Source organism: Rhodococcus sp. NPDC003382 (assembly GCF_053589135.1).
This window is the reverse complement of record NZ_JBSFRH010000062.1, coordinates 25,907-33,323: the sequence shown is the minus strand read 5'-3', so window position 1 is coordinate 33,323 and position 7,417 is coordinate 25,907. Positions and strand designations below refer to the sequence as shown.

Below are 7,417 nucleotides of genomic sequence, written 5' to 3'. Positions count from 1 at the left end.
TTCGTCGCTACATCATCTGGCGGAACAAGCACGCAGTCGACGAGAAACTACGCGAGATCGTCGACAGGGCAAACGTTGCGTGATGCGGCACTAGAAGGCGGAGATGACAGACCTGACACCCAAGATGGTCGGACCGCTCATGCGCGGCCTCGACATGGACCTCGCCGATGCCGTCGCCGACGCGATCATCGCAGACAACCCGGACTCGGACGTTCAAGTGTCCGACGAGGGAGGGTACATCCGCATCCAGGTACCCGAATACTGCCGGCTCACCCGGCAGAGCCTCGAACTCGAACTCGGACGGGAATTCCCACTGGTCGAGCTCGAACCGGCACTGAGCGGATTCGCCGGTCGCATGAAGCAGGTCGAAGACGACGAGATCGTCTGGTTTCTGGAAAGGAAAGATTGAGATGGCATCGAACGCGCGAATCAAGGCCAAGCCCAAGACCTGGAGCCTGCTCGGCGACGTGCGCCGCAAGCCGTCACCCTACGAGGTCGTCACCTCGAACTTCCACACCCACTTCCGTCGTGATCCGCAGCCGTTCGAACACCCGGGCATGCCCCTCAACGGCTGGTACCTGCAGCACCGGGAAGGATCACCCTTCCAGGTCGACGACTGGGAGCAGTTCCGCGACCCCTTCAAGCTCACCTACAGGGACTACGTCGCCTCGCAGGACGAGCGGGAAGTGTTCGTCGACAAACTCATCGACCAACACGAATGCGCGGAGTCGGCTCCGAACCTGAACCCGGAATGGGTCGCAACGCTCGAACGCTTCTTCGTACCACTGCGCTTTCCGCTGCACATCCTGCAGATGACAGGTCTGTACGTCGGCCAGATGGCACCGTCGTCGTTCATCACCAACTGCGCCAACTTCCAGGCCGCGGACGAGATGCGCCGCATCCAGCGCCTCGCCTACTGGACGAAGGTTCTCGCGAACGCTCACGGGGACCGGCTCGCGTCCACGGAGGTCGCGCGGACCGCCTGGGAACAGGATCCCCTGTGGCAGCCGCTGCGCGAGGCCTTGGAACGGCTTCTGATCGCGTACGACTGGGGTGAGAGCTTCGCGGCCCTCAACCTCGTGGTCAAGCCGCTGCTCGACACGCTGCTCAACGTGCAGTTCGCCGCGCTGGCCGGGCAGAACGGCGACGAGTTCCTGCGGAGCCTGTTCACCGACTTCGGCGAGGACAGCAAGCGCAGCCAGACCTGGTCGGCCGCCCTCGTCCGCTACTCCATCGAGCGCGACCCGCAGCTGAAGGACGTGCTCCTCTCCTGGATCGCGCAGTGGCAACCGCTCATGCTCGAAGCAGTCGGAGGTCTCGGTCAGCTGCTGGAGAAGGCGCCGAAGCCGATCGCGGCCGTCGACCTGACCGAAGCCGTCACCGCCACACAACACGAATACCTGCAGGCGTGCGGGCTCCTGGATCCGCCCGGGGACGAACAGTGAACTCCGTATATCGAGTACGAGTGACGCCGGGCGACACGGAATTCAAGATCCGTGAAGGAGAGAGAATCCTCGCCGCCGCCCGGCGCTCCGGAGTGTGGCTTCCCTTCGAATGCGGCTGGGGCGCGTGCGGGACCTGCAAACTCACCCTCACCGAGGGTGAGATCGACCCGCTGTTCGACACCGCACCGGCGATTCATCCACGGGACGAAAGGCGGAAGCGGATCCTGGCGTGCCAGAGCGCGGCCTGCTCGGACCTCGTCGTCAAGGCGACCTGGACCGACGAGTCCCCGCGCGCTCATCTCGGCACCGGCGACTACACCGCGCAGCTGGAGCAGGTGGACGAACTCGGCCCCGACATCCACCGCTTCCGATTCCGGCTCGATCGGCCGGCCGAGTATCGGGAAGGCCAGTTCGCGCTCCTCGAACTCGGCCCGGATCTGCGGCGCTGCTATTCGATGGCGGCCACGTCCGGACAGCATCACGTCGAGTTCATCGCCAAGCGCTACGACGGCGGTCCCGGGAGCGAACGGCTCTTCTCCCTGCCTCTGGGTTCGGTTGTTCCGATGGAACTGCCGTACGGCGACATGTGGCTACGCGAGGACGCACGGCCGATCGTCCTGATTGCCGGTGGCACAGGGGTTTCGGCGATCCTCGCGCTTGCGCGGCAACTGGCGGCGGCCGACGACCCCCGGCCGGTGCGAGCCTTCTACGGTGCAGGAAGCGTCGACGAACTCGTCGGCCGGTCGGAACTGGCACATCTCCTGGCGGGACTGCCGAACGGCCGCCTGCACGTCACCACATCGACTCCATCCGGTGACGACTCCACGCCCAGCGGCTATGTCACCGACGCGCTCGCCGCACAGGCCCACAGCCTCACCGGTGCGCGCGTCTACCTCGCCGGACCACCACCCATGGTGGATGCGGTCCTGCAGTTGCTGAGCACGAACGGCCATCCGATCGACACCATCCACTACGACCGTTTCGGGTGACTCGACTCGAAACGCGGGAAAGGAGGCAGACCTTCAGGCCGACGTTCACAACGAATAAAGATCCCCTTTCCGGAGGCGGGCGATGTCGTTCGACGATCGCCCGTCTCCGCTGTCACGGGCATATCATTGGGGCATTCGACCAACCCCGGTTTGATATGGACGAGGCAGCCGATGGCGGAGATCGATCCGCAGGCGACGCAGCGGAAGGACCCGCCGCGAATCGTGGCCGAACTGATCGCGGCCGGGTTCGAGGACGTGCACGAAATCGGCCGGGGTGGTTTCGGCGTCGTCTACCGGTGCCGGCAGCCGGCACTCGACCGCACCGTGGCCATCAAGGTGCTGACCTCGGAACCGGACCCCGACAATCTCGAACGCTTCCTGCGGGAGCAGCGCGCGATGGGGCGACTGTCCGGCCACCCGAACATCGTCACCGTCCACGAGGTCGGTGCCACCGCATCCGGTCAGCCGTACATCGTGATGGAGTACCACCGTCGCAACTCGCTCGAAGCCCAGCTCCGAGCGCAGGGACCCATGCGCTGGGAGGACGCACTCGGGATCGGTGTCAAGATCGCCGGCGCGCTGGAGACCGCCCACCGCATGAACATGCTGCACCGGGACGTCAAGCCGGCGAACATCCTGCTGACCGACTACGGGGAGCCGCAGCTGACCGACTTCGGGATCGCGCGGATCGCAGGGGCCTTCGAAACCTCCGACGGCGCGATCACGGGATCTCCGGCGTTCACCGCCTCGGAGGTGCTCTCCGGACAACCCCCCACCCGCTCCGCCGACGTCTACGGGCTCGGCGCGACCCTGTTCTGCCTGATCACCGGGCACGCGGCGTACGAGCGGCGCCGCGGCGAATCGGTGGTCGCCCAGTTCCTCCGGATCACCGGCGGACCGGCGCCGGACCTGCAGGGCGGTATCGACATCCCCGAGGACCTCTGCACGGTGATCGAGCGCGCGATGGACCGGGATACGGCTACACGCATCGGCACGGCAGCCGAACTCGGCGAGCAGTTGCGAACGGTCCAGCAACGTCACGGACTGCCGGTGGACGAGCTCGCGGTGCCCGAGATCGGTGATTCCGTCGGCTCCGGCACCACTCGTTTCGGTTCCACCACCGGATCCGGTTACCGCCGGCGAACCGGTTCGGGGCCGCTGACCCCTCCGGTGCCCGCCACGCGACTGCGTCCTCCGTCCGCGACTCGTCCCCTGGTGGTCCGTGAGCGACTGCTGCAGCTCCTGCGTGCGGGCGGGCCGCGCACGCTGACGGCCATCACCGCTCCACCCGGGTTCGGCAAGACCACCCTGGCCGCACAGTGGTCGCGTGAACTTGCCGGCACCGGCGTCGAGGTGGCCTGGCTGTCCGTCGACAACGACGACAACAAGCCCCTGTGGCTCCTGGCGCATCTGGTCGAGTCCCTCCGCCGAGTGCGGCCGGACCTCGCCCAGGACCTCGGCGCGGTGCTCGAGGAGCACGGCGACGGCGCAGCTCAGTACGTGTTCACCACGTTGATCAACGAGCTTCAGCAGTCCGGGGAGCAGGTCGTCCTGATCATCGACGACTGGCACAGAATCTCCGACTCCGAGGCCATCGCTGCGATGGCGTTCCTGTTGGACAACACCGACCCCGGTCACCTCCGGGTGATCGTGACCAGCCAGGCGCGCACCGGTCTGCCCCTGAGCCGTATGCGGCTGCGCGACGAGCTGATCGAGGTCGACGCTGCCGCCCTGCGGTTCGATCCGGCGGAGGTGCGACAGCTGCTGGTCGAGCGGGCCGGACTGCGCCTGACCGACGAGGACGTCGACGCCCTCACCCGCGCGACCGGCGGCTGGGTGGCGGCGCTGCAATTGGTCTCTCTGTCCCTGCGCGACAGCGACGACCCAGCGGACCTCATCCACGGAATCACCGGCAGCCACCATGCGATCGGGGAATACCTCGCCGAAAACGTCCTCGACACACTCGAACCCCGAATTCTCGATTTCCTGCTCGCCACGTGCATTTGCGAATTCGTTTCCGCCGAGCTGGCCACCGCGCTCACCGGCGAGACACGATGCCAGTCGCTGCTCGAGGAAATCGAGGACCGGGGCCTGTTCCTACGCCGAATGGACAAGGAGCGCACCTGGTTTCGCTATCACCACCTGTTCCGGGAGTTCCTGCAGCGCCGGATCGAACGCGAGACCCCTGACCGCGTGAGGCAACTGCACCACACCGCGGCCCGGTGGTTCGCCGAACACGAGATCATCCGTGACGCGGTGACCCACGCCCAGGCCGCGGGAGATCAGGAGATGGCCGTCGACCTGGTCGAACGGCACGGCACGATCCTGCTCGAACTATCCCAGGTGGCATCCGCGGAGGCCCTCCTCGACAAGCTGCCCCCGTCCGTGCTGACCACCCGTCCGCGCCTGCAGCTGATGCGGGCCTGGACCGCCGTCCTGTCGAACCGAGTCCGACCCGCCGAGCAGGCCGTCGATGCCGTCGAATCACTTCTCGCCACCGCTTCCCTTACTGCCGACGAAGCCGAGGACCTGCGCGCCGAGTGCGGGATGGTGCGAGCGGTCATCGAGGTCCGGTGCGACCGCTTCGACACCGTCGACGAGCTGATCCGCCCCGCAGTGGCCCGGGCCGGCTCGCTGTCCCCGTGGGTGGTGTCCGCGGCCGCGCACCTCGCCCTCATGGCCGCGGTCTACCGGTTCGATTTCGACGCGGCGGAACGGCTCCAGGAGTGGGCCGAGCCGTATCACGCCCGCAGTCACGGTCCGTACATCCGGACGCACAGCTATTGCTACCTCGGCATCGCCGCGCACGAGCGACTCGACATCACCGCCGCCGAGCAGCGGTTCCGGCAGGCCCTGCGGGTTGCCCGAAGCCAGGGGGACGAGCACTCGGTCGCGGTACGGCTCGCGGAGTCGCTGCTCGGCGAACTGCTGTACGAGCAGGGCCGCCTCGACGACGCCGAACGTCTCCTCGACGAGGCCTACCTCCTCGACTACGGAGGCGGGAGCGTGGAGTTCAAGGCGGCCCGGTACGCGATCGGCGCCCGGGTCAAGGCCCTTCGGGGCGATCGCGCAGCGGCGGCGCAGCGCCTGGAGGCGGGCGCCCGAGCCGCCCAAGCGCTGACGTTGCCCCGGCTGCGGGCCCGGATCGAGGACGAACGTGTGCGGTTGGGCCTGCCCCCGGCCGCGGGCGTGCCCCCGTCCCCACCGATCACCCATGCGCAGCGACGACGGCCCGTCCACGGGGTCGACGCGCTCACCGCCCAGCTCGACGAGGCCGTCGCCATCCGGGCACTGCTCGACGAGGGCACGCCGACGGCAACGGAACTGGCGTGCATCTGGGCACAGGAGTGGGTGGACATGCTCGCCGATGCCGGCCGACCGCGGGCGCTCCTGCAGGCACGCCGACTGCTGGTCGACATCCTCGCCGCGGCCGGACGCACCGACGAGGCGAAGGGGTTGCTCGCGACGATCACCGCACAGTGCGCCGCCCTCGGCATCGTGCGCTACCTGCTCGACGGCGGCCCGCACCTGAGGGCGTTGCTCGAGGATCTGCGCGCGGACCGCGAGGCCGGACGGTGGCGAGACGACTGGCCTCCGGTGCCCGACCGATTCTGGGACGCGCTCACGACCGAACACTGATGCCTTGCGCCACAGGGACTTTGCATCGTTCACAACCGCGTCGTCCACCACCGCGTGAACGCATCCGCCTCATCGCGCTGTGCGCCTGTAACGCGCGTCGGATCCGCTGCGATGCCACTTCATCAGCCACGCACAGAGGACAAGGCCATGAGAAGGATCCAGGTGTGGCTCGCGATGCTCGCACTCATCGCGGGGATCGGACTGATCAGCCCGACCGCGTCCGCCGCTACGCCCTATTGCGGCATCTACTGGGGTTCGCAGGACAAGTCGAATCCGACGATGGTCACCTCACCGGTCACCGCGGTTCGCTCGGGCCGGCACGAGTGTTTCGACCGGATCGTCGTCGACCTCGCCGGGCCCGCGGCCGGGTACCGCGTCGGCTACGTCCCCGCGGTGTACGAGGACGGGTCCGGGTTCTTCGTGCCGCTGCGCGGCGGAGCCTACCTGCAGGTGGTCGTCCTCGCGCCCGCCTACTGGGCACCGGCGAACCGCGGCGAAGTCGTCGACGTCACCGGCTACCGCACCCTGCGGCAGGTCGCGTGGGCCAACAGTTTCGAGGGGCAGACCACCCTCGGCGTCGGGGTTCGCGCCCGGCTGCCGTTCCGGGTGTTCACGCTCGACGGCCCCAACGGCTCCCGGGTGGTGCTGGACGTCGCACACCAGTGGTGAACCGTTTGCCGTGCTCCAAACCGGGACGTCCCGCCGCGGTCAGCGCCGCCGCGCGCACAGGATGGTGTCGTGGACGGTGACGGCGCGCCCCTCCGGGTCGGTCGCCTCGTGCGGCACCGCGGCGTTCGTGCGCACCTGCCAGGAGTCGGGTTCCAGCAGCGCGACGAGATCGTCTCCGGTGAAGAACAATTCGGGTCGCGGGGGCCGTGGCATCGTCGTCTGCAGATCGGACGGGTGATGCCCGACGACGAGCAGTGTTCCGCCGGGCGCGACAGCGGAGGCGAGCCGCCGGTACAGCTCGTCGCGCGGGCCGGCGGGCAGGTGCAGGTACTGCGCCGTGACCAGGTCGAACCGGTCGTCGCCGGGATCCCAGTCGGTCATGTCCTGGTGCCGCCAGGTGATCCGGTCGCGGATCTCGGCGGGTTCGGCGGCCGCGTGTGCGGCCGCACGTTCGAGGGCGACCGAGGAGATGTCGATCGCGGTGACGGTCCAGCCGCGTCGCGCGAGCCAGATCGCGTCGGCGCCTTCACCGCTGCCGACGTCGAGCGCGGTGCCGGGAGCAAGGTCGGCGATCTCCGCGACGAGGTGCCGGTTGGCGGCGCCGCTCCAGAGGGCGGTGCGCGAGCGGTAGCGTTCGTCCCACAGCTCTTCGTCGGTGCGATCCTGCACGATCGG

At 68.2% G+C, this 7,417-nt stretch carries 6 protein-coding genes; 5 read left to right on the top strand and 1 reads right to left on the bottom strand.

Going from position 1 to position 7,417, the window contains the following annotated elements; genetic code table 11:
• Window positions 1–103 precede the first annotated feature (103 nt).
• From ACWDUD_RS27740 to ACWDUD_RS27720, 5 genes are all read left to right on the top strand, one after another.
• Window positions 104–409: an MmoB/DmpM family protein gene (locus ACWDUD_RS27740; RefSeq protein ID WP_197254016.1), complete on the top strand. Its 306-nt coding sequence runs from the start codon at window positions 104–106 to the stop codon at window positions 407–409.
• A 1-nt stretch (window position 410) separates the two neighbouring features.
• On the top strand, window positions 411–1,445 hold the full coding sequence (locus tag ACWDUD_RS27735) for an aromatic/alkene monooxygenase hydroxylase subunit beta (RefSeq protein WP_450111399.1): 1,035 nt from the start codon (window positions 411–413) through the stop codon (window positions 1,443–1,445).
• A gap of 20 nt (window positions 1,446–1,465) precedes the next feature.
• Complete coding sequence (locus ACWDUD_RS27730) at window positions 1,466–2,434, top strand: 2Fe-2S iron-sulfur cluster-binding protein (RefSeq protein WP_197254008.1); 969 nt, start codon at window positions 1,466–1,468, stop codon at window positions 2,432–2,434.
• A gap of 171 nt (window positions 2,435–2,605) precedes the next feature.
• The gene (locus ACWDUD_RS27725; RefSeq protein ID WP_450111398.1) at window positions 2,606–6,073 is read left to right on the top strand and encodes a protein kinase domain-containing protein; all 3,468 of its coding nucleotides are present in this window, start codon (window positions 2,606–2,608) and stop codon (window positions 6,071–6,073) included.
• 147 nt (window positions 6,074–6,220) lie between these two features.
• Window positions 6,221–6,742, top strand: coding sequence for an AMIN-like domain-containing (lipo)protein (locus ACWDUD_RS27720; RefSeq protein WP_450111397.1), 522 nt, complete (start codon window positions 6,221–6,223; stop codon window positions 6,740–6,742).
• Between the two features lie 39 nt (window positions 6,743–6,781).
• Here the strand turns inward: ACWDUD_RS27720 and ACWDUD_RS27715 are convergent, their stop codons facing one another.
• Complete coding sequence (locus tag ACWDUD_RS27715; protein WP_450111396.1) at window positions 6,782–7,411, bottom strand: class I SAM-dependent methyltransferase; 630 nt, start codon at window positions 7,409–7,411, stop codon at window positions 6,782–6,784.
• Between the last annotated feature and the right edge of the window lie 6 nt (window positions 7,412–7,417).

What these genes read in the sequence shown, in the direction of transcription:
- ACWDUD_RS27720 (WP_450111397.1), top strand. Translation starts at nt 6,221, where the DNA reads ATGAGAAGGATCCAGGTGTGGCTCGCGATGCTCGCACTCATCGCGGGG.
- ACWDUD_RS27725 (WP_450111398.1), top strand. Translation starts at nt 2,606, where the DNA reads ATGGCGGAGATCGATCCGCAGGCGACGCAGCGGAAGGACCCGCCGCGA.
- ACWDUD_RS27735 (WP_450111399.1), top strand. Translation starts at nt 411, where the DNA reads ATGGCATCGAACGCGCGAATCAAGGCCAAGCCCAAGACCTGGAGCCTG.
- ACWDUD_RS27740 (WP_197254016.1), top strand. Translation starts at nt 104, where the DNA reads ATGACAGACCTGACACCCAAGATGGTCGGACCGCTCATGCGCGGCCTC.